Annotated in this window: 25 protein-coding genes and 1 tRNA gene; 6 read left to right on the forward strand and 20 right to left on the reverse strand. The window is 69.2% G+C overall.

The window, feature by feature from the left end; translation table 11 throughout:
• Positions 1 to 54: 54 nt before the first annotated feature.
• The 5 genes from ACFFJC_RS02285 to ACFFJC_RS02305 all read right to left on the reverse strand — a co-directional run bounded on the left by ACFFJC_RS02285 (position 55) and on the right by ACFFJC_RS02305 (position 4,779).
• On the reverse strand, positions 55 to 1,029 hold the full coding sequence (locus tag ACFFJC_RS02285) for a DNA polymerase III delta subunit-related protein (RefSeq protein ID WP_379485960.1): 975 nt from the start codon (positions 1,027 to 1,029) through the stop codon (positions 55 to 57).
• Positions 1,026 to 1,667: a dTMP kinase gene (tmk, locus tag ACFFJC_RS02290; RefSeq protein WP_379485961.1), complete on the reverse strand. Its 642-nt coding sequence runs from the start codon at positions 1,665 to 1,667 to the stop codon at positions 1,026 to 1,028. The genes ACFFJC_RS02285 and tmk overlap by 4 nt, the downstream gene beginning before the upstream one ends.
• Complete coding sequence (locus tag ACFFJC_RS02295; protein WP_379486185.1) at positions 1,664 to 2,827, reverse strand: D-alanyl-D-alanine carboxypeptidase family protein; 1,164 nt, start codon at positions 2,825 to 2,827, stop codon at positions 1,664 to 1,666. The genes tmk and ACFFJC_RS02295 overlap by 4 nt, the downstream gene beginning before the upstream one ends.
• Before the next feature lie 82 nt (positions 2,828 to 2,909).
• Positions 2,910 to 3,839: an SPOR domain-containing protein gene (locus tag ACFFJC_RS02300; RefSeq protein ID WP_379485962.1), complete on the reverse strand. Its 930-nt coding sequence runs from the start codon at positions 3,837 to 3,839 to the stop codon at positions 2,910 to 2,912.
• Positions 3,823 to 4,779: a lytic murein transglycosylase gene (locus tag ACFFJC_RS02305; RefSeq protein WP_379486186.1), complete on the reverse strand. Its 957-nt coding sequence runs from the start codon at positions 4,777 to 4,779 to the stop codon at positions 3,823 to 3,825. The genes ACFFJC_RS02300 and ACFFJC_RS02305 overlap by 17 nt, the downstream gene beginning before the upstream one ends.
• A gap of 415 nt (positions 4,780 to 5,194) precedes the next feature.
• Between ACFFJC_RS02305 and ACFFJC_RS02310 the strand changes: the two genes are divergently transcribed.
• The 3 genes from ACFFJC_RS02310 (at position 5,195) to ACFFJC_RS02320 (ending at position 6,718) form a co-directional block, all read left to right on the forward strand.
• Positions 5,195 to 5,284: transfer RNA gene (locus ACFFJC_RS02310), tRNA-Ser, on the forward strand.
• A gap of 54 nt (positions 5,285 to 5,338) precedes the next feature.
• A complete protein-coding gene (locus ACFFJC_RS02315; protein ID WP_379485963.1) occupies positions 5,339 to 5,980 on the forward strand; it encodes a DarT ssDNA thymidine ADP-ribosyltransferase family protein in 642 nt (213 codons plus the stop codon).
• Between the two features lie 21 nt (positions 5,981 to 6,001).
• On the forward strand, positions 6,002 to 6,718 hold the full coding sequence (locus ACFFJC_RS02320) for a DarT1-associated NADAR antitoxin family protein (RefSeq protein ID WP_379485964.1): 717 nt from the start codon (positions 6,002 to 6,004) through the stop codon (positions 6,716 to 6,718).
• A 233-nt stretch (positions 6,719 to 6,951) separates the two neighbouring features.
• Here ACFFJC_RS02320 and ACFFJC_RS02325 read toward each other — a convergent pair whose 3' ends face one another.
• Complete coding sequence (locus ACFFJC_RS02325) at positions 6,952 to 7,254, reverse strand: HigA family addiction module antitoxin (protein WP_379485965.1); 303 nt, start codon at positions 7,252 to 7,254, stop codon at positions 6,952 to 6,954.
• 232 nt (positions 7,255 to 7,486) lie between these two features.
• Positions 7,487 to 9,436: an acetate--CoA ligase gene (acs, locus tag ACFFJC_RS02330; RefSeq protein WP_379485966.1), complete on the reverse strand. Its 1,950-nt coding sequence runs from the start codon at positions 9,434 to 9,436 to the stop codon at positions 7,487 to 7,489.
• Between the two features lie 202 nt (positions 9,437 to 9,638).
• On the opposite strand from acs, the gene ACFFJC_RS02335 reads away from it, so the two are divergent.
• Positions 9,639 to 10,151, forward strand: coding sequence for a GNAT family N-acetyltransferase (locus tag ACFFJC_RS02335; RefSeq protein ID WP_379485967.1), 513 nt, complete (start codon positions 9,639 to 9,641; stop codon positions 10,149 to 10,151).
• A 66-nt stretch (positions 10,152 to 10,217) separates the two neighbouring features.
• Here ACFFJC_RS02335 and lpdA read toward each other — a convergent pair whose 3' ends face one another.
• From lpdA to ACFFJC_RS02355, 4 genes are read right to left on the reverse strand one after another with little or no spacing between them, the layout of a single operon-like run.
• Positions 10,218 to 11,633 carry a dihydrolipoyl dehydrogenase gene (gene lpdA / locus ACFFJC_RS02340; RefSeq protein WP_379485968.1) on the reverse strand — a complete coding sequence of 472 codons (1,416 nt, stop codon included), beginning with the start codon at positions 11,631 to 11,633 and terminating at the stop codon, positions 10,218 to 10,220.
• 4 nt (positions 11,634 to 11,637) lie between these two features.
• Positions 11,638 to 12,015, reverse strand: a complete 378-nt coding sequence (locus ACFFJC_RS02345) for an acyl-CoA thioesterase (protein WP_379485969.1) — start codon at positions 12,013 to 12,015, stop codon at positions 11,638 to 11,640.
• Between the two features lie 4 nt (positions 12,016 to 12,019).
• The gene (locus ACFFJC_RS02350; RefSeq protein WP_379485970.1) at positions 12,020 to 12,406 is read right to left on the reverse strand and encodes an acyl-CoA thioesterase; all 387 of its coding nucleotides are present in this window, start codon (positions 12,404 to 12,406) and stop codon (positions 12,020 to 12,022) included.
• Position 12,407: 1 nt separating this feature from the next.
• Positions 12,408 to 13,763, reverse strand: coding sequence for a pyruvate dehydrogenase complex dihydrolipoamide acetyltransferase (locus ACFFJC_RS02355; protein WP_379485971.1), 1,356 nt, complete (start codon positions 13,761 to 13,763; stop codon positions 12,408 to 12,410).
• 162 nt (positions 13,764 to 13,925) lie between these two features.
• Between ACFFJC_RS02355 and ACFFJC_RS02360 the strand changes: the two genes are divergently transcribed.
• Positions 13,926 to 14,381, forward strand: a complete 456-nt coding sequence (locus ACFFJC_RS02360) for a universal stress protein (RefSeq protein WP_379485972.1) — start codon at positions 13,926 to 13,928, stop codon at positions 14,379 to 14,381.
• An 18-nt stretch (positions 14,382 to 14,399) separates the two neighbouring features.
• Here ACFFJC_RS02360 and ACFFJC_RS02365 read toward each other — a convergent pair whose 3' ends face one another.
• The 9 genes from ACFFJC_RS02365 to radA all read right to left on the reverse strand — a co-directional run bounded on the left by ACFFJC_RS02365 (position 14,400) and on the right by radA (position 23,468).
• Entirely contained in the window at positions 14,400 to 16,655 is a 2,256-nt protein-coding gene (locus ACFFJC_RS02365; RefSeq protein WP_379485973.1) for a ribonuclease R family protein, read from the reverse strand.
• 56 nt (positions 16,656 to 16,711) lie between these two features.
• Complete coding sequence (locus ACFFJC_RS02370; RefSeq protein ID WP_379485974.1) at positions 16,712 to 17,296, reverse strand: DUF805 domain-containing protein; 585 nt, start codon at positions 17,294 to 17,296, stop codon at positions 16,712 to 16,714.
• A gap of 18 nt (positions 17,297 to 17,314) precedes the next feature.
• On the reverse strand, positions 17,315 to 18,862 hold the full coding sequence (gene proS, locus ACFFJC_RS02375) for a proline--tRNA ligase (protein WP_379485975.1): 1,548 nt from the start codon (positions 18,860 to 18,862) through the stop codon (positions 17,315 to 17,317).
• A gap of 31 nt (positions 18,863 to 18,893) precedes the next feature.
• Complete coding sequence (locus ACFFJC_RS02380) at positions 18,894 to 19,343, reverse strand: NUDIX hydrolase (protein ID WP_379485976.1); 450 nt, start codon at positions 19,341 to 19,343, stop codon at positions 18,894 to 18,896.
• Between the two features lie 10 nt (positions 19,344 to 19,353).
• Positions 19,354 to 19,914: a polyhydroxyalkanoate synthesis repressor PhaR gene (gene phaR / locus ACFFJC_RS02385; RefSeq protein ID WP_379485977.1), complete on the reverse strand. Its 561-nt coding sequence runs from the start codon at positions 19,912 to 19,914 to the stop codon at positions 19,354 to 19,356.
• A gap of 95 nt (positions 19,915 to 20,009) precedes the next feature.
• Positions 20,010 to 21,053 carry an alanine racemase gene (locus ACFFJC_RS02390; protein ID WP_379486187.1) on the reverse strand — a complete coding sequence of 348 codons (1,044 nt, stop codon included), beginning with the start codon at positions 21,051 to 21,053 and terminating at the stop codon, positions 20,010 to 20,012.
• A 69-nt stretch (positions 21,054 to 21,122) separates the two neighbouring features.
• Positions 21,123 to 21,542, reverse strand: a complete 420-nt coding sequence (locus tag ACFFJC_RS02395; protein WP_379485978.1) for an iron-sulfur cluster assembly scaffold protein — start codon at positions 21,540 to 21,542, stop codon at positions 21,123 to 21,125.
• A 3-nt stretch (positions 21,543 to 21,545) separates the two neighbouring features.
• On the reverse strand, positions 21,546 to 22,073 hold the full coding sequence (locus tag ACFFJC_RS02400; RefSeq protein WP_379485979.1) for a CvpA family protein: 528 nt from the start codon (positions 22,071 to 22,073) through the stop codon (positions 21,546 to 21,548).
• 12 nt (positions 22,074 to 22,085) lie between these two features.
• Positions 22,086 to 23,468, reverse strand: coding sequence for a DNA repair protein RadA (gene radA / locus ACFFJC_RS02405; protein ID WP_379485980.1), 1,383 nt, complete (start codon positions 23,466 to 23,468; stop codon positions 22,086 to 22,088).
• Between the two features lie 70 nt (positions 23,469 to 23,538).
• On the opposite strand from radA, the gene ACFFJC_RS02410 reads away from it, so the two are divergent.
• The gene (locus ACFFJC_RS02410; RefSeq protein ID WP_379485981.1) at positions 23,539 to 25,893 is read left to right on the forward strand and encodes a patatin-like protein; all 2,355 of its coding nucleotides are present in this window, start codon (positions 23,539 to 23,541) and stop codon (positions 25,891 to 25,893) included.
• Positions 25,894 to 25,933: the final 40 nt, after the last annotated feature.

Here is a 25,933-nt window from a genome sequence, read left to right on the forward strand (position 1 = left end):
CGTCGCTCTTTCCGTTCTGTCTCGAGTTCGACCTGCCAGCGCTTTCAAAAGCCGCTAGCCTGCGGCTTCTCTAGGCATGGCGGCGGAGGCCAGCAACCCGCCAATTTCCATAATGAGCAGCCCGGGGTCGAAATTGTAGGTCGGCGCCTGGGTCGACAGCCGCGCGAGCGCGGCATGCGCCGCGATGATGCGCTGCTGGCGGGCGCGCGACGCCCCGCCGAGTTCGCGAACGAGGACTGAGCGCGCCAGCTCCAGGGCGGCCAGCTGCCGGTCGCGTGCCGGCCGGGCCCCGATCTCCTCGGCGAGAGCGCCGCGCAGCGCGAAGTCGCCGTCGCCGCTCTGGAGGATGCGGGTCATCAGCTGGTGGATCGCGCCCAGATCGTGCTCCACGAAGTCCAGGGCCATGCCGGGGGACCCTTGCGCGGCGGCAATTGCGGCGGCGCGGGCCGCGGCGGAGGCATGGGGCGCCTCGCGGAGCAGTACGGCGTCGAGCCCGTCTTCCGACAGCGCGGCGAACCGCAAGACCCGGCAGCGCGAGCGGATCGTCGGCAGCAGGCGCCCGGGCTGGTGCGTCACCAGGAGGAAGTACGTGCCTGCGGGCGGCTCCTCCAGCGCCTTGAGCAGCGCGTTGACCGCGCTCTTCTCCAAATCGTCGGCGGGATCGACGACGACGGCCCGGCGCTCGCCCAGGGTCGGCTTGGTCGCCAGGCGGCGGATCATTGCACGTACCTGGTCGACCGTGATGTTGCGCCGGGTCTGGTACGGCTTGCCCTCGGCCTTCTTGCGCGCCTCGTCGTCATTGGCCGGAAGGTGCTCCAGGAGATGGATATCCGGGTGCGCCAGAGGATCGGGCACGGGCGCGCCGGGAAGGCGGACGAGCTCCGCCGCCGCGGCCCGCGCGAAGGACCGCTTGCCGAGCCCCTTGGGGCCGCTCAGCAGCCAGGCGTGGTGCATCCGCCCCGAGGCGATCGCGGCGGTCCATTCCTGCCAGGCAGCCTCCTGCCCGAACCAGGGCGCGGACGCGCTCATGGCAACAGGTGCGCCACGGCCGCGAGCACAAGGGCGTGCGTCGCCGCCGGATCGCCGTTGCCGTCGATGCGCGCGAAGCGTCCGCCCTCGGCATCGGCGAAGGCGGAGAAGGCTCCGGCGACCCGCGCGTGGTAGGCGGCATCGCGCCCGCCGATGCGGTCGCTGGCGCCGCTGTCGCGGCGCGCGAGCCTGGCGATGGCCTCGCCCGGCGCGACTTCGACCAGCAGCGTCAGGTCCGGCAGCAGGCCTTCGCTGCCGATCCGGTGGAGCAGGAGGATGTCCGCATCCGACATCCCGCCGCCGCCGCCCTGGTAGGCGCGGCTCGAATCGAGATAGCGGTCGCACACCACCCAGGCGCCTCGTGCCAGCGCCGGGCGGATCAGCCGGTGTGCGTGATCGGAGCGCGCGGCCGCGAACAGGAGCGCCTCTGCGCGCGGGTTCCATCCCTCGCCCTCGTCCCCGGCGACACCGTGCAGAAGCAGCGCCCGGATCGCCTCGGCGCCCGGCGTGCCCCCCGGTTCGCGCGTGACGACGACGTCCAGCCCGCGGTCCTGCAGCGCCTGCGCCAGCATCCGGGCCTGGGTCGACTTGCCGGCGCCCTCGCCGCCTTCCAGTGCGATGAACCGGCCCGGGCTCATGCGAAGAAGCCGAGGAAGCCGTTGACCAGGCGATCGAGCGGGCCGGCCGGGCCCACGTCGCGCCCGGCGTAGAGCGGCACGCGGCCGGGTGCCAGCCCGTCCACCCGGATCTCGAGCTCGCCGACCTGCTCCCCCTTGCGGATCGGCGCTGCAATAGGGCCGCGATAGCGCACCGTTAGCGTGACCTTAGGGTCGGTGCCGCGCGGGATCGTCGCGTGGACCTCGCGGTTCGCCACCAGCGGCAGATGGCGGGCATCGCCCCCCTGGACGCGGGCCTGCGCCACGGTCTGCCCCTGGTCGAAGAGGTGCTGGGTGTCCCAGGCGGAGAACCCCCACTCCAGCAGCGCGCGCGCGGCCTCGTCGCGCACCTTGGGCAGCGGAGACCCCGCCAGCACCATCACCAGCCGCCGGCCGCCGCGCTCCGCGGTGCCGAGGAAGTTGTAGCCCGCCTCGCGCGTGTAGCCGGTCTTGATGCCGTCGGCCCCGGGCACGACGCCCACCGTCGGGTCGTGGCTGCGCATCGCGACGTCGCGCCACATCCAGCGCTTGTGGCCGGAGAACTCGCGGTAGAGGTCCGGATAGCGCGTGGTCATCGCGTCGGCCAGCTTCACCAGGTCGCTGGCGGTGACGTAGGTATGCCCCTCGTCCATCCAGCCGTTGGGCGTGTTGTAGTGGCTGCGGCTCATGCCCAGGCGCCGGGCGGCGTCGTTCATCTTCGCCGTCCAGCCCTCGACGCTTCCGGCATAGCCTTCGGCAAGCACCACCGCCGCATCGTTGGCGGACGCGGTCATGATGCCGTGCAGCAGGTCGCGCGCGGTGGGCCGGTCCTTGGTCGTGAGGTACATGTTGGTACCCTTGGCGAACCACTCGCGCTCGGTCTCGGGCCGCTCGCTGAACGTGCGGTCGAGGCTGAGCCGGCCGGCGCCGATCTCCTCGAAGGCGACGTAGGCGGTCATCACCTTGGTCACCGAGGCGGGCAGGAACGGCGTGTCGGGGTGCCGCTGCTCCAGCACCTGCCCCGAACCGAGGTCCACCAGGATGCTGACGGGAATCGAGGCGAGCTGCGCGGGCGGGACGGGGACGGAGCCCGAGGCGGGCCGGGCTCCCGGGGCCGGCGCAGCCGCCGCCGCAGTGGCGCCCAGGGCCAGCGCCAGGGCCATCTTCAAGGCATTCGGAAACGATCTCAAGACCCGTGTTCTCCCGCGCGACCTGTCGGAGCCGTTCGCGCGGCGGTCGATGCGATCAGTCCGCGCGCTGGATTCGGGCGTCGCTATACCCTGCGGCCCGCGCCTTCTCCAGCGCCGGCGCCGCTTTTGCACGGTTGGCGAAGGGCCCCAGGCGCACGCGCCAGTACCGCCCCGCGGGAGTCACGCCGCCCCCCAGTTCGCCCGCGACCTTGCGCGCGGAAGCCTGCGACGAGAAGGCCGCCACTTGCACGACGAACGCCCCTCGCGCAGGCACGGCTTCGGCCGTGTTCCCGGAGGCGGGCGGCGGGGGCGCAGGCGCAGGCGCGGGCGCTGCTTGCGCCGGAGCTGCCGCAGCCGACGCCTCTGCCGACGAGACGGTCGCCATCGGGGGCGCGAGGGTCGGCGCGGAGCCGTCGCCCAGCTTGCGCCGCAGCACCTTGAGCAGCCCCTCGGGTGTCTTCATCCGCTCGGGCGCAGGCGCGCCGGCGCGCAGCAGGGCGCGCTCCGCCTCCGGGGGATTGACCCGGCGCACCCGCACCGGCGACCGCGCGCCGGGCGCCAGGCCGAGCTGTGCCGCCGCGCCCGCGGACAATGCGACGAGCCGGTCGTTGACCATGGGCCCGCGCCGCTCGACCCGGACGAGGATGGTGCGGCCGGTGTCGAGCTGCGTCACTTCGACGTAGCTGGGCAGCGGCAGCGTCTTGTGCGCGGCGGTGACCGCAGCTCCCTCACCGGCCCCCTCCTCCACCGCGGCATAGCCCACCGCATCGTAGTTGAGCTGGTCCACCGGCGTCCACACGGTGCCCTCGATGGTGAAGGGCTCGCCCACCACCACCGGGTAGTCGGCGGCGGGCCCGTTCGCCGGCGGCGGCACGGCGCCGCGCTCGCCGGCCTGCGCAGCCCCGCCCAGCAGCAGGAACGCCGCCGCGAGCGGCAGTGCGAAGGGCAGTGCGGCCGGCAGGGCGTGGTTAACGGGCGATCTCATCTGCAAGCAGTCCCACGGACATGGCGTAGTAGTTCGAGCAGTTGTACTGGAGGATCACCCGATAATTCCCGGTTAACAGATAGGCCGGCGTGCCGGGCCCGTCCGGGCGGAACAGGGTGGCGAGCACGCCGTCGCCGATCGGCCCGGAGGCCGAGACCCCGAGCGCGCGCCATTCGCGCACCGTCTTCCATTGCGAGTGGCGCGCGTGGACCCGGTCGCAGCTCGGCGCCGCCAGTTGCGTGCCATAGGCGTCGACGTCGAAGCCGGCGGGCACGCCGGCGCGCACGCCCCAGGGCTCGCCCGCGCGCCAGCCGGCATCGCGGAAGTAGTTGGCGATCGAGGCCACGGTGTCCGCCGGGCTGGAGAAGATGTCCGAGCGCCCGTCCCCGTCGCCGTCCACCGCCAGGCGCAGGTACACGCTGGGCAGGAACTGCGGGTAGCCGAATGCGCCCGCCCAGCTGCCCTTCAGCCGATCGCGCGGGACGCCGCGGTCGACCATCTTCATCAGCGCGATCAGCTCGCCCTCGAACAGCGCCCGGCGCCGCCCCTCCCAGGCGAGCGTCGCCAGCGAGCGCGCCAGGTCGAAGTCGCCGGTGTAGCTGCCGTAGTTGGTCTCGTGGCCCCAGATCGCGAACAGGATCGGCGCCGGCACCCCATAGCGCCGCTCGATCTGCGGCAGGGTCCCGGCGAGCGCGGCATAGCGGGCGCGCCCGCGGCTGACGATCGACCCGCCGACGTGCTGCGCGATGTAGGGCGCGAGCGGCGGGGGCGAGGCCTGCCGGCCCGGCTGGGCGCTGTCGAGCGCGATCACCCGCGGGTTCGGCGTGAGGCCGGAGAGCACGCTGGCGACCGCCCCTTCGCTCACCCCCTGCGCCCGCGCCCGGGCGCCGACCTGCTGGAGGTAGTCGGGGAAGGTCTCGGACTGCGCGCAGGCCTGCATCGTCGACAGCGGCGAGAGCAGGAGACAGGCGGCCAGGACGGGAAAACGCAGCGATCGCACGAAGGAAGCAACAGTCATCGCGCGCGAACTTCGCACAAGACGCGCCGCTTGCAAATGGCCGCCGCCGCTTCGCCCGGCCGGCCACCGCACGCGCGCTTCCCTTCACCCGATCCCCACCGCGCACACCCTCTTGCGCGCTCCGGCCATTGTTCTATGCGCAGCAGGCGCAAGGACAGGTGGCCGAGTGGTTTAAGGCAGCGGTCTTGAAAGCTGCTGGGGGTTGCGCGGCTGCACCGGGCGTGATGGAAGAAAAGGAACGGATTTAGAATCGCTGAGCGGTAGGTCGGCAAAGGGTCGGGCGGCTGCGAAAGGCAGCCTTGTGGTCAGTGTGTAGCCACTGTCTCTGAATCGGTATGGAAGAGTGTCCGAGTGGTTTAAGGAACTGGTCTTGAAAACCAGCGACGGGGCAACCCGTCCGTGGGTTCGAATCCCACCTCTTCCGCCATCAATGCCGAATACTTAAATAGATGAGTCAGCGAAACGGCAGCATGGGGGTTCTATGCCAGCGCAAGCGATTCAGGCTCAAGCAACAACCGTTCGAGTTCCTTACCTACTGCACTTCACCCGCGCGGTGAATCTACCTTCGATCATGGCTCATGGCATCTATCCAATCGGCCGAGCTACCGAGGTTGGCGCCAGTCCCGCCATCAATGACCAATATCGTTTCGATGGACATCGGAACAGCACGTCGGTTTCTATCGGCTTCCCGAACTGTCAGATGCTCTACAAATACCGCAAGGCGGACGAGGACGTTGAGTGGGCGATCCTCATATTGCCCCCGTCGATCTTGTGGGGAAAAAAGTGCGCTTTCTGTCGGCACAACGCTGCTGACGGACGGATCAGCGGACAACCGCTTGCCAACCTCATGGCTCCTGCCGCTTTTGTCGGCATGTATGAAGAAATTGATGGCATCACCTCGCGGGTCGATCAGAAACTGAAACCCTATGATCCGACGGACGTGCAAGCCGAGGTGCTAGTCTTTGACGTGATCGAGCCACAGTATGTCACAGGAGTGATCTTCGAAAAGGAGGCCGCGCGCGAAAAATATGTCGCGCACCTAGGAGGTCGGAAGACCTACATCCACGCGAACAACAAAGGCATGTTCGCTAACCGAAAATATGCTCGAACCTGGGGAAATTGAGGCAGCGTCAGACGATAGGCTATGGCAGAAAGACCGATCTTTATACCCGCGACCGAAGGGAAGGCGCTCGTTCGCACTAAGCACGTTCGCTTTCACTGGTTTCCCGGCATGGCCGTATCCCAGAAGCAGAAGTCCGTCGATTCGCTACATGAGGCGGCCTGCGAGCTTCCGGGAATCGCCCGTGTTCTAGAGATTTCGAGCAAATCTAGAGATGAGCTGGGCGTAGCGCTAAGCGCGTTCAATTTGACGTTCACGACCCTCAAATACCAGCACACCATGAGTGTGGAATGCGCCTACCAGAGCAGCAAGGTATTCGAGCGGGGCGGTCCTTTCGGTGACATAATGGCGATGACCTCCCGCGAGGCAAAAAAGGACGAAAGACTGAAATCATCGGGTCGCCTGGTGGCATTCCGATTTTTCGGTGTGGATTGGCCGCTTGAGCCACAGACCGCCTTTTACGACTGGCTCTATATCAATGCCCTCAAGAAGCAGCCATCCCTAGCAGAAGAGATACTGAGCTATTCCGCCTTCACAGACATTGAGTTCAATCCGGAACGCTCGATCAACTGCCAAGCATATGCTGTGGCTCTCTATATCGCGCTCCATCGGCGCTCGCTGTTGGATGAAGCGACAGCATCGAAGGAAGCATTCTTGAATATCGTCGGACGAGCGACGGTCAGCAATGCTCGACGCGACGAAACGGTTCAGGGTGGCTTAAGGCTCGGATACGGCAACTAGCTTATTCCAGCGCCCATACCCGCCTCGTCTCATGTGCGGCGAGGATCAGCAAGAAGTCCCTGCCAGCGTGCCAGCTATCACCTCCGCATATGCGGCATCGGCGAACGCATCGAAGCTGTCGTAGAGAATGACGATGGACCGCGGCGGCGGCTTCCGAGCAGTCTCCAGCTTCGCCACGCTACGCTGGAGTGCCCCGGCAGGCCACAAGGTGGGTTCATCCTGACGAGCCCATTTCAAGCCGCTTTCGCAATCCTGGTGACGACCAGGTCATCGGCATGGGCTCGCGCCTGGGCGATGTCATGGGCGGCCTGCATCCGCATCAGCGTGTCGGCCGAGACTCCGAACGCCTTTTCGAAGCGGAGCGCCATGTCGGCCGACAGGGCCGCTTTGCCGTTGAAGAGATTGCTCAGCGTCACGCGCGTGACGCCCAGCGCTTCCGACGCCGACGACACGGTGAGGCCGTACGGCTCGATGAACTCCGTCCGCAGCCACGGGCCGGGATGCACCGAGAAAAAGGAATGAACCTTGACGGCCATCAGTGGTAATCCTCGATGTCGAGGTCGGCGATCGTACTCGCGTCGACCTTTGTGAATGTCAGTCGCCGGTTGCGGGTGTTCTGTATTGCGTGGCTTTACACTCGCGTAAAGCCACGCCTTACACGCGAGAGGGCGGCCCCTCGAGTCACCTGGCGACAGGCGAGACGGGGATGGGGTACATCTTCGATCCGCCGCGCTCGCGCCCGGCCTGCCGCGTTCTACCGGCCAAGCGTCACGCCGGCGCCGGCTGCGGTCGGTTGGCGATGAGGCTGTCCACCACCGAGGGGTCCGCGAGCGTGGAGGTGTCTCCCAGGTTGGAGAGGTCGTTCTCGCCGATCTTGCGTAGGATGCGGCGCATGATCTTGCCCGAGCGGGTCTTGGGCAGGCCGGGGGCGAACTGGATGACGTCGGGGGTGGCGATCGGGCCGATCTCGTGGCGGACCCACTGGACGAGCTCCTTGCGCAGGGCCTCGTCGGGCTCGACTTCGGCATTGGTGGTGACGAAGGCGTAGATGCCCTGCCCCTTGATCTCGTGCGGCATGCCGACGACCGCCGCCTCGGCGACCATGGGATGCGCCACCAGCGCGCTCTCGACTTCGGCGGTGCCCATGCGATGGCCCGAGACGTTGATGACGTCGTCGATGCGGCCGGTGATCCAGTAGTAGCCGTCCTCGTCCCGGCGGCAGCCGTCGCCGGTGAAGTAGTAGCCCTTGAAGGTCGAGAAGTAGGTCTGGAAGAACCGCGCGTGGTCGCCCCAGACGGTGCGCATCTGCCCGGGCCAGCTTCCCGCGAGCACCAGGCAGCCGTCCCCGGCGCCTTCGATCACGGCGCCGTCGTTGTCGAGCAGCCGGGGCACGACGCCGAACATCGGCCGCGTGGCGGAGCCGGGCTTGAGGTCAGTCGCGCCCGGCAGCGGGGCGATCATGATCCCGCCCGTCTCGGTCTGCCACCAGGTGTCGACGATGGGGCAGCGCCCCTCGCCCACCACCGCGTGGTACCAGCCCCAGGCCTCGGGGTTGATCGGCTCGCCGACCGATCCGAGCAGGCGCAGCGACTTGCGGCTGGTGGTCTTCACCCAGGCGTCGCCCTCGCGCATGAGCGCGCGCAGCGCGGTGGGGGCGCCGTAGAAGGTCTCGACGCCGAACTTGTCGACCACCTGCCAGAAGCGGCTCGGGTCCGGGTAATTGGGGACGCCCTCGAACATGACGGTGGTGGCGCCGTTCATGAGCGGCCCGTAGACGACGTAGGAGTGGCCGGTGACCCAGCCCACGTCCGCCGCGCACCAGAACACCTGCCCCGGCTTATAGTCGAACACGTACTCGTGCGTCATCGAGGCCCAGACCGCGTAGCCGCCGGTCGTGTGCAGCACGCCCTTGGGCTTGCCGGTCGAGCCGGAGGTGTAGAGGATGAACAGCGGGTCCTCGGCGTTCATCTCCTCGGGCGCGCAGTCGGCGCCCTGCTCCGCCACGCTCGTCGCCCAGTCGATGTCCCGACCCTCGACCATCGGCGTTCCCGCGCCGGTGCGCGCCAGCACGATGACAGTCTCGACGCCGGGGCAGGCCTTGAGCGCCTCGTCCACGTTGGCCTTGAGCGGGATCGTCTTGCCCCCGCGAAGCCCCTCGTCCGCGGTCACGACGATGCGGCTGTCGCAGTCCTGGATGCGCCCGGCGAGCGCGTCGGGCGAGAAGCCGGCGAACACGATCGAGTGGATGGCGCCGATCCGCGCGCAGGCGAGCATCGCGACCGCCGCCTCGGGCACCATCGGCAGGTAGAGCGTGACACGCTCTCCCTTGCGGACGCCGCGCGCCTTCAGCAGGTTGGCGAAGCGGCACACCGCCTCGTGCAGCGCGCGATAGGTGATGCGGCGGTCGGGCGTGCGCGGGTCGTCGGGCTCCCACAGGATGGCGACCGCGTCGCCGCGGGCCTCGAGATGGCGGTCGAGGCAGTTGGCGGAGAGGTTGAGCGTGCCGTCCGCGAACCAGGCGATGCCGAAGTCCTCCTCGTGGAAGCTGGACTGGCTGACGGTGGTGAACGGCCGAATCCAGTCGACGCGCTGGGCCTCGCGGCGCCAGAACCGCTCCGGATCGAAGACCGATTCCGCGTACATCTCCCGGTAGCGGGCCTCGTCGATCAGGGCATCGCGGTCCCATTCGGCGGGTACGGGATAGACGGCGTCGGCCATGCAGATCTCTCCTCTCGAACTCACGCGTCGGTTCTCGGTTACGAGCGCGGCGGCACGCGCGGCGGCGGGCCCGGGAACGGCGAAGCGCCTGCGCCGGGGGTGCCACCCGGGACGACGGCGCGTCAAGCTGATCTCGATCAAGGCGCGGTGGCCGGCAGGGACCTAAAGAGGTCCTGCCTCACCCCTCCAGGAAGCCCGTGCCATGCCTTTCCAGACCGTCACCCTGCCCACCCGCTCGGGAATCGAGATCGACCTGCGGCCCGCCACCGAGGCGGACGCCACCGCTCTGGCCGACTTCTTCGAGCGGGTCACCGAGGAGGACCGGCGCTTCCGCTTCCTGGCCGCCCCGGGTCCGGTCAGCGCCAGCCAGCTCGACCCGCTGGTCCACGCCGACCATTTCCGCACCGAGTCCTGGGTCGCCAGCAACCGTGCGAGCGGGCAGATCGTGGCCTCGGGGCTGCTGGCCTGCGACGGTCCGCTCGATACGGCCGAGATCGCCATCTCGGTGTGCGGGACGCATCGCGGCAAGGGCATCGGCTGGGCCATGCTCGACTTCATCGCCGACCAGGCCGCCGCGCGCGGGTGCCGCCGCGCCATCGCCATCGAGAGCCGCGACAACCTGGCCGCGATCACGCTGGAGCGCGAGCGCGGCTTCACGCCCGAGCCGCTCGAAGGCGATGCGACGCTGGTGGTGCTGACCAAGACGTTCCGCTAAGCGCGGACCACGAAAACGGGCGAGCCGCGTGGCCCGCCCCTCTTTCGTTTGCGGCGTGCCGGTCGATCAGATGTGGATCGCGCGTCCGTAGGCGGCAAGCGTCGCCTCGTGCATCGTCTCCGAGATCGTCGGGTGCGGGAAGACGGTGTTCATCAGTTCCGCCTCGGTGGTCTCCAGCGTCTTGCCGACGACGTAGCCCTGGATCATCTCGGTTACCTCGGCGCCGATCATGTGCGCGCCCAGCAGTTCGCCGGTCTTGGCGTCGAACACCGTCTTGACGAAGCCCTCGGGCTCGCCGAGCGCGATCGCCTTGCCATTGCCGATGAACGGGAAGGTGCCCGCCTTGACCTCGTAGCCGGCTTCCTTCGCCTTCGCCTCGGTCATGCCGACCGATGCGATCTGCGGGTGGCAATACGTGCAGCCCGGGATGTTGTTGCGGTCGAGCGGGTGCGGATGCACCTCCTTGTTGCCCAGTTCCTTGGCGATCGATTCCGCGGTGGTGACGCCCTCGTGGCTCGCCTTGTGCGCCAGCCAGGGGCCCTTCACGCAGTCGCCGATGGCCCACACGCCCGGGACGTTGGTGCGGCCGTAGTCGTCCACCTTGATGAAGAACTTCTCGTCCGGCTCGATGTTGAGGTCTTCCAGGCCGATGTTCTCGACGTTCGGCACGATGCCGATGGCGACGATCACGTGGCTGAATTCCTGCGTCTCCTCCGAACCGCCCTTGGGCGTGATCTTGACGCTGACGCCCTTGTCCGAGGCCACCACATCCCCGGCCTTGGCGCCGGTCAGGATCTTGATGCCCTGCTTGGTCAGCGCCTTCTCGAGGAACGCGGAGACGTCCTTGTCCTCCACCGGCACGATCCGATCCATCATCTCGACGACCGTGACGTCCACGCCCATGTCGTTGTAGAAGCTGGCGAACTCGATCCCGATCGCGCCGCTGCCGAGGACCAGCAGCTTGCTCGGCATCTCCTTGGGGGTCATCGCATGGCGGTAGGTCCAGATGCGGTTGCCGTCCGACTTCGCCTTGGGCAGCTCGCGCGCGCGCGCGCCGGTGGCGATGATGATGTGCTTGGCCTCGAGCGTCTCGGTGCCCTTCTCGCCGGTCACCTCCAGCTTGCCCGGCGCCACCAGCTTGCCGGTGCCCATGTGGACGGCGATCTTGTTCTTCTTCATCAGGTGCGTGACGCCCTGGTTGAGCTGCTTGGCCACCCCGCGCGAGCGCTTCACGATGGCGTCGAGATCGGCGGTGATGTTCTCCGCCGCCAGGCCGTAGTCCTTGGCGTGCTTCATGTGGTGCATGACCTCGGCCGAGCGCAGCAGCGCCTTGGTCGGGATGCAGCCCCAGTTGAGGCAGATGCCGCCGAGCAGCTCGCGCTCCACGATCGCGGTCTTCAGGCCGAGCTGGGCGCTGCGGATCGCCGCGACATAGCCGCCGGGGCCGGAACCGAGAACGATGACGTCGTATGAATCAGCCACTGACTTAACTCTCCTGTTCGATAGCGCGGGGCAGGCCGGCGTCGTCGATCGCGACGAACGTGAAAATCGCTTCGGTGACCTTGACCCGCTCTTCTTCTGCACGATGACGGCGGTACGCCTCGATCGCGATGGTCATCGAGGTGCGGCCCACCTTCTTCAGCTCGCCGTAGACGGAGACCTCGTCGCCGACCTTGACGGGCTTGTGGAACTTCATGCCGTCCAGGGCGATGGTGACGGCGCGTCCGCGCGAATGGCGGGCGGCGACGAGGCCGGCGCCCGAGTCCATCAGGCTCAGCAACCAGCCCCCGAAGATGTCGCCATAGGCGTTGGTGTCGGCCGGCATCGCGGTGACGCGGATGACGGGTTCGCGGTACTCGGTCATGTGTTCAAACCTCGGCAGCCGACGCGATGGGGCGCGGCCGGTCGTTCTCGTCCAGCGTCACGAAGGTGAAGGTGCCGCGGGCGACCTCGCCTTCCTCCTCGCTGGCGCGGGCGCGCCCGAAGCCGCGGGTGACCACCGTCATCGATGTGCGGCCGGTGCGCGCGACCCGGGCATAGACGTTGAGCTCGTCGCCCACCACCATCGCGCCCGGAAAGGTGAAGTCGGTCGCGCCCACCACCACGGCCTTGTGGCCGGTGCGGCGGGTGACCAGCGAGGCGGCGCCCAGCGCGAGCTGGCTCATCAGCCAGCCCCCGAACACGCCGCCATAGGGGTTGAGGTCGGTGGGCATGGCGGTCACGCGGATGACCAGCTCTCCGGCCTCATGCGCCATGTCAGGCGATCATCCCCAGCGGGTTCTCGACGTACTGGCGGAACGCGGCCATCAGGCGCGCGCCGTCGGCGCCGTCCACGGCCCGGTGATCGAAGCTGCCCGTCGCACTCATCACGCTCGCCACTCCCAGCGACCCGTCTGGCATGACCCAGGGACGCTTGTCGCCTGCACCTATGGCGAGGATGGTCGACTGCGGCGGGTTGATGACGGCGGTGAACTGCTTGATGCCCATCATGCCCATGTTGGAGATCGAGGCCGTGCCGCCCTGGTATTCCTCGGGCTTGAGCTTGCCGTCCTTGGCCCTCGCGCCGAGGTCCTTGGTGGCGCGGGCGATGGCCGAGAGCGACTTGCCGTTGGCGTCCTGCACGATCGGAGTGATGAGCCCGTTCGGGATCGACACCGCCACCGACACGTCGGCGCGCTGATAGCGGATCAGCTCGTTCCCCGCGAAGGTCACGTTGCACTCCGGCACCTCGACGAGCGCGAGGCCGAGCGCCTTGATCAGCATGTCGTTGACCGAGACCTTGACGCCCTGCTTCTCCAGCGCGGTGTTGATCTCGGCGCGCAGGGCGAGGAGCTTGTCGAGCTGCACGTCCACCGTGAGATAGATGTGCGGCGCTTCCTGCATCGACTGGGTGAGCCGCCGCGCGATGGTCTTGCGCATGCCCGAAAGCTTGTCGACCGTGTGCGGGACGCGCGCGTCCAGCAGCGCGCGGGTCTCCGCGGCCATGTCGACCGACGGAGCGGCCTCTGCGGCCGGAGCGGGCGCGGCCTGCGGAGCGGCGGCGGCCGGCTTGGCGGGAGCAGCGCCGGGCTTCGCACCCTCGACGTCCGCCTTGACGATGCGGCCGTTAGGGCCGGTGCCGGTCACGGCGGCGAGGTCGACGCCCTTCGTCGCGGCGAGGCGCTTGGCGAGCGGCGAGGCGACCACGCGGTCCCCCGCGGGAGCAGCCGCCGCGGCAGGCGCAGGGCTGGAGGCCGCCGGCGCAGGCTTCGCGTCGGTCTTCGGGGCCTCGGCCTTTGGAGCTTCGGTCTTGGGCGCTTCGGCCTTGGGCCTTTCCGCGGCCGTGGGAGCCGCTGCCGCCTTCGGCGCCTCGATCGCGGACGCGTCCTCGTCCTCCCCGGCGAGGATGGCGATGACGGTGCCGACCTTCACGCCCTCGGTACCCTCCGCGACGGTGATCTTGCCCACCACGCCCTCGTCCACGGCCTCGAATTCCATGGTCGCCTTGTCGGTCTCGATTTCGGCCATGATGTCGCCGGAGGAGACCGTGTCACCTTCCTTCACCAGCCACTTGGCCAGTTTGCCTTCTTCCATGGTGGGAGACAGGGCGGGCATCTTGATCTCGATGGGCATGGAAGCGTCACGTTCCTTGTTGTCCGGGGGAGGTCTTTCGGATGGCCCCTTCCTTGGACAAGTTGACGCGCGCGCACAAGCGCCTTGGTGTTCGATTTTTCGCAATGCGGATGGCTTGCGCCGCGGAGGGATTGGCTCGATAACCGGGCCGAGAGGAACCCCATGCGCGTCTATCTGGTGATCGTCGACGAAACCGAGGAAGCCCTCGCGGCGCTGCAGTTCGCCGCCCGGCGCGCGGCCAAGACGGACGGCGCGCTGCACCTGCTGGCCCTCGTCCCGCCGCAGCCCTTCAACGCCTTCGCCGGCGTGCAGGCGACCATCGAGGAGGAAGCCCGCGCCAGGGCCGAGACGATGGTCACCGCGGCTGCCGGCAACCTCCTGTCGCAAGGCGCGAAGATGCCGGTCATCTCGGTGCGCGTGGGCGAGGACATCAAGGTCGTGCGCAAGTACCTGGAGGAGCATCCGGAGGTCTCGGCGCTGGTGCTCGGCGCCGCCAAGGAGGGCGGGCCCGGGCCGCTGGTGGCGCACTTCACCGGAGCCGGCATGGCGCACATGCCCTGCCCGGTCTTCGTCATCCCCGGCGGCCTCGACGCAGAGGCGATCGAACGCCTGAGCTGACGCCGCCGCCGCGGCCGCCTATCGCTTGCCGCGGCCCTGGTGGCGGATGTTCGCGGGCCGGCCCCGCTTGCCGACCACGTGGCCCCCGCGCTTCTTCGGCGGCTGGGGCTTGCCGCGCGGTTCGATGCGGCCGCCGCCTTCCTCCAGCTCGTACTTGAGCGCGCCGGTCAGCGGGTTCGCCTCGGCCAGGCGCAGCCGGAGGATCTGGCCGACGGCATACGTCGTGCCGCTCTCCTCGCCGACCAGCACCTGCGCCTTCTCCTCGTAGCGGAACCGCTCGTCGCCCAGCGTGGAGACGGGGACGAGCCCGTCGCCGCCGAGGCCGACGATGGTGGCGAAGAACCCGAACTTCTGCACCCCGGTGATGCGGGTGTCGAACACCTCGCCGACGCGGCTCGCCAGCCAGGCGGCGACGTAGCGGTCGATGGTCTCGCGCTCGGCCTCCATCGCCCGGCGCTCGGCCTGGCTGATGGCGTCGCTGATGCGGCCCAGGTCCTCGCGGTCGCGTTCGGACAGGCCCGAAGTCGCCGGCAGGTCTGCCTTGGGCTTCGGCTGCTCGAGACCGTAGGCGTCGACCAGCGCGCGATGCACCAGCAGGTCGGCATAGCGGCGGATCGGCGAGGTGAAGTGTGCGTAGGACGCAAGCGCGAGGCCGAAGTGCCCGGCATTGCCCGGGCCGTAGTAGGCCTGCGTCTGGCTGCGCAGCACCGCCTCCATCACCAGGGCCTTCTCGGTCTCGTCGGTGATGTCCTTGAGCATGCGGTTGAACAGGCCGGGGGTGATGACCTGCCCCAGGGCCAGCTTCTTGTCGAAGGTGGCCAGGTAGTCCTTGAGCGCGATCAGCTTCTCGCGGCTCGGCGTCTCGTGGATGCGATAGACCACCGGCGCCACCTTGGCCTCCAGCGCCTTGGCGGCGGCCACGTTGGCGGCGATCATGAAGTCCTCGACCACGCGGTGGGCGTCGAGCCGCTCGCGGATGGCGATCTCGGTGATGCGACCCTGCTCGTCCAGCTTGACCCGCCTTTCGGGCAGCTCCAGCTCCAGCGGGTCGCGATCGGCGCGCGCGCGGGCCAGCGCCCGCCAGCAGTCCCACAGGTTCTGCAGATGCGCCTCGGCCCGGCCCTCGTCGATGCGGGCCTGCGCCTCCTCGTAGGCGATGACCTCGTGGATGCGGACGAGCGCGCGCGTGAAGCGCCAGTCGGTGACCTTGCCCTGGGCGTCGATGCGCAAGTGGCAGGCCATCGCCGCGCGGTCCTCTCCCGAGCGCAGCGAGCACACGTCCGCGCTCAGAACCTCGGGCAGCATCGGCACGACGCGGTCGGGGAAGTACACCGAGTTGCCCCGCCGCCGCGCCTCGAAGTCGATCTGCCCGCCCGGACGCACGTAGAACGAGACGTCGGCAATGGCGACCAGCGCCTCGAACCCGCCTTCCCCGTCCGGCTGCGCCCAGATCGCGTCGTCGTGGTCGCGCGCGTCGGACGGGTCGATCGCGACGATCGGCAGGTGCCGCAGGTCCTCGCGATGGTCGGGGCTGAGCGGCAGGCGCGCCGCCACCTGCGCCTCCTCCAGCGCCTCCTCGGCGAAGTGGTTGGGGATGCCGTGCTTGTGGATGGCGATCAGGCTGAACGCCTTGGGCGCGAGCGGCTCGCCGAGCACCTCGGTGACCTTGATCGAAGGCCGCGCCGAGCGCCCGATCGGAGTGCCGAGCACGAGTTCGCCGGCCTTGGCGCCGCCCAGGTCCGACACGGGCCAGGAGTTGCGGATGCGCTTGTCCACCGGCGCCAGCCAGGGCTTGCCGCCGCCGTCGATCTCGACCACGCCGAGCACCTGCTCGGAGCGCAGCTCCAGCTTCTTCATCGGATAGGCGCGCCACCCGCTCGCGGTCTCCTCGGTGCGGGAGAGGACGCGGTCGCCCTTCTTGAGCGCGCTGCCCCTGCCCTTCTCCACCAGGCGGATCCGCGGCGGCGGGGTCGCGTCCTCGGGCTGCCAGGTGTCCGGAACGGCCACCGCCTCGCCCTCGTCGATGTCGACCACCCGCAGCACGGTGACCTTGGGCAGGCCGCCCATCTTGTGGAAGGCGGTGCGCTTGCCGTCGATCAGACCCTCCTCGGCCATGTCCTTCAGCAGCGCCTTGAGCTGGATCTTCTCATTGCCCTTCAGCGCGAAGGCACGCGATATCTCGCGCTTGCCCGCCGGCACGGGCGAGTTCTGGATGAAGTCGAGGATCTGCTTGCGGGTGGGCAAGCCGGGGGCGGGCCGGTTCTTTGCGGGCATCGCGCTGAGATGGCGCTAACCGGCCCTTATTGCAATGGTGCGGGGCTGTGGGGAACTCAGATGTGGTCGGGTTCGGGACCGTAGCGGTTGGCTCCGTCGCTCGAAGGCCAGGCGCCGAAGACGATCACCATCAGCACCGGGACCCACCCGAGCGACCCGTTGATCATCAGCGAGGCCTGCGCCTCCTGCACTCCCGCCAGGTCGCCGGTGCGCGCCGCGGTGATGACCTTGACCGCCTTGTCGATCGAGCTGACCTGCAACGCGATCGCGGCAAGCTGGATCAGCACCGCCAGCGCGGCGATCCAGCCCGGCTTGTTGGAATCGTGCAGCCGGCGGGTGAACGCCGCGACGATCAGGGCGCACATCACCAGCGAGAGAACCGCCGAAGTCCAGGCCGACGCGCGCATCATGCCCGCCAGCCGCTCGAACATCTGCTCCTGCATTGCGCCCTCGCTGGCGCCCTGCTGCGCGGCGGAGAAGATGTCGGCCATCATCGGCCCGGTCATGGCGATCGAGATCACGAACGAGATCGCGATCTGGATGACGACGAGAAACAGGATGTAGAACCAGAACGACGAGCGACCCTGCCGCCCCTTGAAGTTGGCAAGGTTGGCGAGATTGTACCTGATCGCTGCGAACATGAGGTTCCTCCTGGCCGGTCAATAGGACCGGGCGACGTATATCCTCTCTACCGCGGGCCGTCCTGTAAAGATGCAGCCTCCCGTTGCCGGCTCGCCGCCGAGCGGAGTGTTGCGCATCGTCAGCTTGAGCGCCTTGAGCTTTTGGACGATGCCTTCCAGTTCATCGCCCGTGGGGCGGGCCCATTCGACCTCGACCCAGCCCGGATAGCGCTTGTCTTCGGCGAAGAACGCCGCCACTTCGTCGAAGCTCGCGGCCTTGGCGATGTTGGCGTCGCGCTTCGCCTTCGCCTCGGCGAAGAGCGAGGCCTGGATGTCCTCGATCTCGGCCGCCGCGCGGGCGACGAAATCGTCCCGGCCCATGCCCACGAAGTTCGCCTTGGCCGCCGCGTTCCACAGCCGGTCGCGGCGCAGCATCGAGACCTGCCCGCCTGCAGCATCGCGTCCCCCGATCTCCAGGACCAGCGGAACGCCCTTCTTGACCCAGGCCCACCGCTTCTGCGTCGCCTTGCCCGGTCGCTTGTCCAGCAGCACGCGCACCGGCTCGCCCAGCGCGGACACGCCGGCCAGCGCCTTGCGCAGATCCTCGCAGTAGGCGAGCAGGGCCTCGTCCTCGGCATTGTCGCGCAGCATCGGCAGGATGACCACCTGATGCGGCGCCACCGCCGGCGGCACGCGCAGCCCGTCGTCGTCGCCGTGGGTCATCACCAGGCCGCCGATCATGCGGGTGGAGGTGCCCCAGCTGGTCGTGTGCGCGAACTGCTGCGTCCCCTCGCGGTCCTGATAGGTGATGTCCGCCGCCTGCGCGAAGCCGGTGCCGAGGTAATGCGAGGTGCCGGCCTGGAGCGCCTTGCCGTCCTGCATCATCGCCTCGATCGAGTACGTCGCGACGGCACCCGGGAAGCGCTCGTTCTCCGGCTTCTCGCCGGCGATCACCGGCATCGCCAGCTGGCTCTCGGCGAAGTCCCGGTACATCTCGAGCGCGCGCAGCGTCTCGACCATGGCGTCGTCGCGGTCGGCGTGGGCGGTGTGGCCCTCCTGCCAGAGGAACTCGCTCGTGCGCAGGAACATGCGCGTGCGCATCTCCCACCGGACGACATTCGCCCACTGGTTGACCATCAGCGGCAGGTCGCGCCAAGACTGGACCCAGCGCGCCATAGCCTGGCCGATCACCGTCTCCGACGTTGGACGCACGATCAGCGGCTCTTCCAGCTTCGCTTCGGGATCGGGGACGAGGCCGCCCTTGCCGTCGCCGATCAGCCGGTGATGGGTGACGACGGCCATCTCCTTGGCGAAGCCCTCGACGTGCTCGGCTTCCTTGGCGAAGTAGGACAGCGGGATGAACAGCGGGAAGTAGCAGTTCTGCACCCCGGCCGCCTTGATCCGATCGTCCATCAGGCGCTGGATGCGTTCCCAGATGCCATAGCCCCAGGGCTTGATGACCATGCAGCCGCGGACCCCGGACTCCTCGGCCATCTCAGCCTCGGAAATCACCTCCTGGTACCACTGGGCGAAATCGTCCTCGCGCTTGGTCGAGAGGGCATGGCGAATGGCGGGCGTCTGATTCATGGCCCGCTGTTAGCCGCACTCGCGCAAAGGTTCAAACGCCGGAAGCGAAGGCGCGCAGCATGTCGGGCAGATCGACGGGGAAGAACGGCTCCTCCGCCGCCTCCAGCGCGGCGGCATCGAACCAGCGCCAGCTGCGCATGAGCTGCCGTTCGAGCGCGGTGTGCCCGCCGGTGTCGATCCGCGCGGCGCCCGGGGGCAGGCGCACCACGAAGTAGCGTTCGTCGGCCATCACCGGCACGCCCTCTATGGTGACGAACTCGACCCGGCGGCGCGCCACCTCGGCACCGGGATCGGCGGCGATGCCGGTCTCCTCGGCCAGTTCGCGGCGGGCGGCATCCGCGTAGCTTTCACCGGGATCGACCGCGCCGCCGGGCGTACACCAGAACGGCGGCCGGTCCGGCGGGTCGAAGCGGAACAGCAGCACCCGCCCCGCCTCGTCGAGCAGGAGGATGCGCGCGGCAGGCCGCTGGACCCGCGCCACGCGCCTGCCGTTACTTGCCGATCGCGTCGAGACGCTTCTGGATCTCGGCCATCTGCTCGCGCAGGGCGGCAAGGTCGCCGCCGGCGCTTTCGGCCGGAGGGGCCTTGGCCTCGGGCTTTTCCGCGCCCGGCATGAAGGCGGCGGAAGCGGCACGGAACATCGCCATGTTCTGCTCGGCCAGCTTGGCCAGCGGATTGTTGCCCAGGCTGTCCTCGAACGCCTTGGCGAGCTTGGCCTGGTTGGCGCGGAAGTTCTCCATCGAGGCTTCCAGGTAGTGGGGGATCAGCGACTGCATCTGGTTGCCGTACATGCTGATGAGTTCGCGCAGGAAGTTCACCGGCAGCATCTGCTCGCCGTTGGATTCCTCCTCCATGATGATCTGCGTGAGGATCGTGTGCGTGATGTCGGTACCGGTCTTGGCATCGAGCACCTTGTAGTCCACGCCCTCGCGCGTCATCTTCGCCAGGTGATCGAGCGTGATGTAGCTCGACGAGCGCGTGTTGTAGAGCCGCCGGTTGGCGTACTTCTTGATGATGACGGTGTTGTCGTCGCTCGACGCCGTTTCAGCCATGTCCAGTCCCCACTCTATCTGGCAACAGGATACCACCCGGCAATGTCGCGATGCAACAGAATTTGCTGCGCAGCAAAACGCCGGCGAAGCCGGATTCAGCGGCCGAAGCGGGCGCCCAGCAGGGTCAGCAGTTCGTACTGCGAAAGCCCCGTCGCAGCGGCCGCGGCGGGTATTGCGTAGTCGGCGCGGACCCAGTCGCCCTCGCCGATCTCGGGGGCCTGCGTCAGGTCGACGACGGTCAGGTCCATGCTGATGCGGCCCAGCACCGGCAGGACCGTTCCGCCGGCCGTGAAGCGCCCCCTGCCCGACCAGCACCGCAAGTAGCCGTCGGCGTAGCCGAGCGCGATCGTGCCCACCCGCATGGCAGCAGGCGCGGTGAAGGTGGCGTTGTAGCCGATCGTCTCTCCGGCGGCGACCTGCCGCACCTGCAGGATCGCGGCTTCGGGCCGGGCGACCTGCTGCAGCATTTCCCCCATCTCGGGGCGCGGCACCCCGCCGTAGAGCGCGATGCCCGGGCGCGTGAGGTCGCCGTGATAGGCGCTGCCCAGGGCGATGCCACCGCTGTTGGCAAGGCTGGCGCGCGCGTGGCGCAGCACCGCTCGCGCCTGGGTCCAGCGCTCCTGCTGCACCCCGTTCAGCGCGACGTCCTCCTCCGAGGATACGAGGTGCGAGAGCAGGACGTCCACCTCCAGCCGGCCGAGCACCGGGTCGCCGAGCTCGGCCATCGCCACCCCCAGCCGGTTCATGCCGGTGTCGACCATGAGGTCGCACGGGCCGCCGCCGCTCTCCACCCAGCGGCGGGCCTGGTCGAGCGAGTTGATGACCGGCTTCACCCCCACGGCGCGGGCGAAGGCGGCGTCGGCGCCGGTCAAGGGACCGTGCAGCACGGACAACGAAATCGCACCCGCCTCGGTGAGCAGCTCGGGAACCTCGCTCCAGTGGGCGACGAAGAAGTCGCGGCACCCCGCCGCCTGCAAGGCGGGCACCACGCGCCGCGCGCCCAGGCCGTAGGCGTTGGCCTTGACTGCGGCTCCGGCGCGCGCGCGTCCCGACATCCGGTCCAGCGCACGCCAGTTGGAGGTCAGCGCATCGACGTCGAGGCCGAGCCGCAGCGCGGGCGTGGGAAGTTCGGGCAGCATCATCACCATGGTGGTGGCCCCATAGCCGTAGCGGCCGCGGCATCGCAACCGAGGATGGCGGCCTTTGGCCTACCGCGCGCAGAGCGCCGCCACGGCCGCGTCCCAGGGCAGCATGACCGCCCCATGCCGCGCCGGATAGTCGCGGGCCGCAGCGATGGTCTCCAGTCCCGGCCAGTCGGGCAGCGGCGCTTCGCCGGCCAGCCATGCGCCGATCGCGTCGCGCGCGGCCGCTATCTGCGCTGCGTCCCGGCCCGCCGCGCCGCGGGCGAAGAGGGCCGCCGCCGCCTGGCCGATGGCGCAGGCCTGGCAGCGCAGGCCGATCCGCTGCACCACACCGGCCGCGTCCGCCTCCAGCCCGAGGACGATGCTGCTCCCGCAGGTGCGCGAGCGCGCGTCTCCCCGCAGCGGCAGCGCCTCGCTCAGCGGATAGTGCGCAAGCTCGATCGCGAGGCCGAGCACTTCGGGAGTATAGAGGACCGTCGTCGCCACGGGTCAGGCCGGCTCCTTCGCCGCTTCGGCGGCCCTGGCCTGCTGCCGCCGCTCGGCGATGAGCTGGACCAGCGCCTCGCTGCTGGCGTTGACGAAGGGATAGGTCCGCGACTGCACGATCCAGTCCGGCCGGCCGCTGACGCCCCAGATCGTGTCGTAGCCGAGCACCAGCACCGAGAAGCCGAGGACGATGATAATGACGCCCTTCACCGCCCCGAAGCCCAGACCGAGCACGCGGTCGACGGGCCCCAGCACCGAGCCGCGGCTCTTGGCGCCGGCCCACTTGGCGACGAGCTTCACCACAGCGAAGGGCACGCCCAGAAGCAGCGCGAAGGCCAGCACTCCCGCGGCCGATCCCGATCCGAGATGCGGCTCCAGCCACGCCGTCGCGGGCGTGTGGAACAGGCGGATGGCGAAGATCGCGAAGACCCAGGCCGCCAGCGCCAGGATCTCCTGCACGAAGCCGCGGAGGAAGCCGGTTATGGCGCCGATGCCCACGATCAGCAGGACGGCGATGTCGAACCCAGTCATATCGGGTGAGAGTTAGGCATCGGACAGGATGCGGTCAACGAGGTTGGGCAGCATCGTCAGCCCGTCGAAGCGCAAGCCCTTTTCCGGCGGAGCCCCGCCCGCCGGACCGAACGCCCGCGCGAAGCCGAGCTTGGCCGATTCCCGCTGGCGGATCGAGGCGTGAGCGACGGGCCGGATCTCTCCGGCGAGCGAGACTTCGCCGAACCACACCGCATCGGTGGCCAGCGGCTTGTCCCCCAGGGCGGAGACCAGCGCGGCGGCGACGGCGAGGTCGGCGGCGGGATCGCTCAGCCGGTACCCGCCCGCCACGTTGAGGTAGACTTCCGCGCTGGAGAAGCTGAGCCCGCAGCGCGCCTCCAGCACCGCCAGCAGCATGGCCAGACGGCCCGAATCCCACCCGACCACCGCGCGCCGCGGGGTGGCGCCGCTCTGCAGGCGGACGATCAGGGCCTGGATCTCGACCAGCACCGGCCGGGTCCCCTCGACCGCCGGGAACACCGCGCTGCCTGCCATCGGCTCCTCGCGCCCGGACAGGAAGAGCATCGAGGGGTTGCCCACTTCGGCAAGGCCGTTGCCCTCCATCGCGAAGACGCCGATCTCGTCGACCGGCCCGAAGCGGTTCTTCAGGCTGCGCAGGATGCGATACTGGTGGCTGCGCTCCCCCTCGAAGCTCATCACCACGTCCACCATGTGCTCCAGCACCCGCGGCCCCGCGATGTTGCCGTCCTTGGTGACGTGCCCCACCAGCACCAGCGTGACGCCGTTCTCCTTGGCGTAGCGGATCAGCTCGAAGGCGCAGCCGCGGACCTGGCTGACGGTGCCGGGAGCGCCCTCGATCTGGTCGGAATGCATCGTCTGGATCGAATCGATCACCAGCAGCGCGGGCGGATCCATCATGCCCAGCGTCGTCAGGATGTCGCGCACCGATGTGGCGGCGGCAAGCTGGATCGGGGCGTTCGAGAGGCCGAGGCGCTCCGCCCGCAGGCGCACCTGGCCGGCCGCCTCCTCCCCGCTCACGTATACGGAGAGCCCGCCGCCCCCGCCCTGCGTCTGCCGGGCGATATGCGCCGAGACCTGGAGCAGCAGCGTCGACTTGCCGATGCCGGGATCGCCGCCCATGAGGATCGCCGAGCCCGGGACCAGCCCCCCGCCCAGCGCCCGGTCGAACTCGGCCAGGCCGCTGGCGCGCCGCCTGGGCATCTCTCCGGGCTGGTCGAGCGGGGTGAACTGGATCGGCCGCCCCCCGGAGGACAGGTCGTGCTTGGCCGAGAACACCGTCTGCGGTGCCTCTTCGGCCAGCGTATTCCACTCGCCGCAATCCGGGCACTGCCCCTGCCAGCGGGTGGAGACGCCTCCGCAGGCCTGGCAGACATATCGACGCTTGGGTTTCGCCATGGCGTTCGCGTAACCGGAACGGAATGAGAACGCAATTGCCATTCTCGTAAGGCTGCGCCAAGCTGGCCGGATGCAGCACAAGGAACTGCGGATCGCACTGGTCTGCTACGGGGGTGTGAGCCTTGCCGTCTACATGCACGGCGTCACCAAGGAGTTGTGGAAGGCCTTGCAGGCAAGCCGCGCCCACGGCTCGCGCGATGGTCGGCCCGCGGGCAGCGCCGGGGTCTACCTGGACCTGCTGCAAAGGCTGGAGAGCGCCGGCAACGTCCGGCTGCGGGTGCTCACCGACATCGTCGCGGGGGCGAGCGCGGGCGGCATCAACAGCGTGTTCCTGGCGCAGGCTATCCATTCCGGGCAATCGCTGGAGCCGCTGACCGACCTGTGGCTCCAGACCGCGGACGTGGACACGCTGCTTGATCCCGAGGCCCGGCCGTGGTCGGGCGCGGCCAAGTTCTGGGCGACGCCGCTCGTCAGCTACCTCCTCCATCGGCCCGGCAACGCGGTCAGCGCCAGCGTCGCGCCCGAGACGCGGGCCGAAGTGCGCGAGAAGCTTTCGCGCCTGATCCGCTCGCGCTGGTTCGAGCCGCCGTTCAGCGGCATCGGCCTCTCGCGCCTCCTCCACGATGCGCTCGACGCCATGGCTCGCGCGCCGGCGGGGCGGCCGCTGCTGCCGGCCGAACACCCGCTCGACCTGTTCCTCACGGCGACCGACTTCAAGGGCCACCTGGAAACGCTGCGCCTGCACTCGCCCGAGCTGGTGCTGGAGAGCGAGCACCGGCTGACCTTCGGCTTCCACGCGCGGTCCCGCGGCATCGCGGGCGAACCGCTGGCCGCCATCCCCGAGCTGGTGTTCGCCGCGCGCGCCTCGGCCAGCTTTCCGGGCGCCTTCCCGCCCTTGCAGATCGCCGAGATCGACCGGCTCGTCGCGGAGCAGGACATCGCCTGGCCCGGCCGCGATGCCTTCCTGCGCCGCATCATGCCCGAGCATGCGCGGCGCGGCGAACTGGACAGCGTGTCGCTGATCGACGGCTCGGTGCTCGTCAACGCGCCCTTCGCCGATGCCATGGCGGTGCTGCGGGACCGCCCCGCCGCGCGCGAAGTGGACCGGCGCTTCGTCTACATCGATCCCACGCCCGACCGGCTCGGCGCCGAAATGCGGCGCGACACCCGCCTGCCGGGCTTCTTCTCGGTGATCTTCGGCTCGCTGTCGGCGATTCCCCGCGCGCAGCCGATCCGCGACAACCTGGAAGCGCTCGAGCGCCAGTCGCGCGAGATGATGGGGCTGCGCGAGATCGTCCTGGCCCTGCGGCCCGAGATCGAGCAGGCGGTCGACCGGCTGTTCGGCAACACCTTCTCCCTGGACCGCCCCACCCCCAAGCGGCTGGCGAGCTGGCGTGCCAAGGCGCAGGCCGCCGCCTTCGAGCAGGCGGGCTATGCCTATCACGGCTATGCCCAGGTCAAGTTCAGCGGCCTCGTCGCGATGATGGCGCGCATGGTGGTGGAGGCCGCGCCGGAACTGGACCTGCACTCTGCCGAGCCCGTGCGCGAGCGCCTGATCGCCCAGCTGGCGGCTGGGGGCCTGGACCGCACCGAGGCGCTGCGCGATGCCAGCTCCCCCGCCATGATCGGCTTCTTCCGCAGCCACGACCTGGCCTTCCGCGTCCGCCGGCTGCGCCTCCTGGCGCGGCGCGTGACGCAGGAGTGGGAAGAGGAGCCGGGCGTCACCGACCAGCACCGCGACGAGGCCCGCGGCGCCATCTATGCCGCGCTGGCGTTGTACATCGAGCGTGAGCCGCTCGCCGCGCTCGGGGAAGACTTCCCGGCAGTGGCTCGCGCCTTCTTCGAGGATCCGCAGGCGGTGGTGGATCACTTCGCCCGGGCGCGCAACCTGCTCGCCGCCGACACCGCCGTCGACGCGCTGCTGGCCGAAGCTCTGGCGGGGATGCCCCAGGCGCTGCGGCGAAGGGTGCTCCTCGCCTACCTCGGGTTCCCCTTCTACGACGCGGTGACCCTGCCCCTGCTGCGCGGCGAGGGGCTGACCGAATTCGACCCCGTGCTGGTGGACCGCATCTCGCCCGAGGACTGTTCCGCGATTTCCGGCGCGCAGGCCGACGCGAGCCTGCGGGGCAGCGAGTTCTTCAACTTCGGGGCGTTCTTCAGCCGCGCCTACCGCGAGAACGACTACCTGTGGGGACGGCTCCACGGCGCCGAGCGGATGATGGACCTGATGGCCTCCACGCTCCCGCGCGGCAAGGCCATGCCCGAGGCAGAGTTGCTGGAATTCAAGCGGCGCGCGTTCCTGGCGATCCTCGACGAGGAACAGCCGCGCCTGCGCGCCGATCCGGGGCTGGTCGCGCATATCCGGCGTCAGGTGATCGGCGCCGACCCGATGCCGGACCTGGTGCGCGAGCGCTGGCGCGGCTGAGGCACCCGGCTCGGGCAGTGGGCTAACCGGCGGCCGTCCC

The organism is Novosphingobium soli, from assembly GCF_042432915.1.
In the GTDB taxonomy this organism is placed as follows: Bacteria; Pseudomonadota; Alphaproteobacteria; order Sphingomonadales; family Sphingomonadaceae; genus Novosphingobium; species Novosphingobium soli.